Origin of the sequence: Mesorhizobium sp. M0016 (assembly GCF_040324035.1) — a bacterium.
Classification (GTDB): Bacteria; Pseudomonadota; Alphaproteobacteria; order Rhizobiales; family Rhizobiaceae; genus Mesorhizobium.
Map to the genome: position 1 here is coordinate 1 of NZ_JAMYVM010000060.1, position 1736 is coordinate 1736.

Annotated in this window: 3 protein-coding genes; all 3 read right to left on the reverse strand. The window is 60.9% G+C overall.

What is annotated here, in order from left to right; translation table 11 throughout:
* Positions 1–448 (reverse strand): gamma-glutamyltransferase (locus tag NKJ88_RS32860; protein ID WP_352446969.1); only part of this gene is annotated, 448 nt, incomplete at its 3' end.
* A gap of 42 nt (positions 449–490) precedes the next feature.
* Positions 491–1204 (reverse strand): ABC transporter permease, encoded by a 714-nt coding sequence (locus NKJ88_RS32865; RefSeq protein ID WP_352446970.1) that lies wholly within the window; start codon positions 1202–1204, stop codon positions 491–493.
* Positions 1204–1736, reverse strand: a 533-nt coding sequence (locus tag NKJ88_RS32870; RefSeq protein ID WP_352446971.1) for an ABC transporter permease, incomplete at its 5' end; no start/stop codon positions are given. The genes NKJ88_RS32870 and NKJ88_RS32865, both read right to left, overlap by 1 nt.

Below are 1736 nucleotides of genomic sequence, written 5' to 3' on the forward strand. Positions count from 1 at the left end.
AGATGGCGTAGCCGCTTTCGGCGAACTCGATCGCAGGAGCGAAAAGCTTGCCCAGCGGCAGTTTTCCATGATCGGCGTTGAGCTGGGTCCAGGCGTCGACCGCACCGGGAACCGTCACCGCATGCGGTGAGTGACGCTCGATGTCCGTGATGCCCTGAGATGCATACCAATCGGCTGTTGCAGCCGCAGGGGCACGGCCGGATCCGTTGTAGGCGATGATCTCGCTGGAGCCTTCCTTCGACATCAGTACGAAACAATCTCCGCCGATGCCGGTCGATCCCGGTTCGACCACGCACTGGACGGCGCTGGCGGCGATGGCCGCGTCGAGTGCGTTGCCGCCCGCCTCCAGGATCCGGATGGCCGCAAGCGTGGCCGACGGATGGGACGTCGCGGCCATGCCATGCTGTGCGACCACGAGCGACCGGTTTGGCTTCTCGAAATCCCTCATATGCAAAAAACTCCCTAAAACGAATGCTGTGAGCGCCAGCCATCACGTTGGACCGGTCGAAAGGCCCGATGCAGGGCGCAGATGCCGTGACAGATTGTATTCGAGCCGGCCCAGCGTCCGGGTGATGATGAAATTGAGGATCAGGTAGATAGCGCCGGCGCAGACGAAAACTTCCATGGCCCGGTAGGTTTGCGAGATGATGCCCTGGGCGATGCCGGTGATTTCCATCAGCGTAACGATGGATGCAAGTGAGGTTCCCTTGACCATCAAAATGATTTCGTTGCCGTAGCTTGGCAAAGCCTGGCGCAGTGCGATCGGCAGGACGATGCGGCGCAAGGTCATCAGTCGCGTCATGCCAAAGGCCTGCGCCGCCTCAATCTGGCCGGACGGGACCGACTGCATGGCGCCGCGGAGGATTTCACTGCCATAGGCTGCGGTGTTGAGGGTTAGCGCGAGGATGGCACACCAATAAGGTTCGCGGAAAAGGCCCCACAAACCAAGTTCCTGCAATGTCGGCCGAAACTGGCCAAGGCCGTAGTAAACCAGGAATATCTGGACCAACAGGGGCGTGCCGCGAAACACCGCGACGAAACCCTTGATCGGCCAGTCAATCAAAGGCTGACGGAGGCGCTGGGCCAGCGCCAAAGCCAAGGCGAGGATGGCGCCGAGCAGGATGGACGTGCCGGCAAGCTCAAGCGTCAGCGGCAGGCCGGCAACCAGCTTTGGCAATATTTCAGCGAAAAAGGCGAAATCCATCACACCCTCCGAATGCCGCGAAGGGCGCGGCGTTCAGCGCGCTTGAACAGCAATCCCGTGGTTGAGGCGATGGCCAGGTAGAGCGCGGCTGCAGCCGTGTAGAAGAGAAACGGCTCGCGCGTCGATCCAGCCCCGATCTGTGCCTGACGCATTAGTTCGACAAGCCCGATTACCGAAATCAGCGCTGAATCCTTGAGCACCAGTTGCCACACATTCCCTAACCCCGGGATGGCGTGACGCATAAGCTGGGGTGCGATCACCCGGCGCAACATGAGCGCAGGCGGCATGCCATAGGCCCGGGCTGCTTCGATCTGGCCGCGGTCGATGGCGATGTAGGCACCGCGGAATACCTCCGCCTGATAGGCACCCGAAATTATGCCGATTGCCGTTGTGCCTGTGGCGAAAGCCGGCAATCCAAGGAAGCCCTGGGCGCCAAACCAATGGCCAACCGCAGTCAGCGCCATGCTACCGCCGAAATACAGGAGATAGATGGTCAAGAGGTCGGGAACGCCCCTGAATACCGTGGAATAGG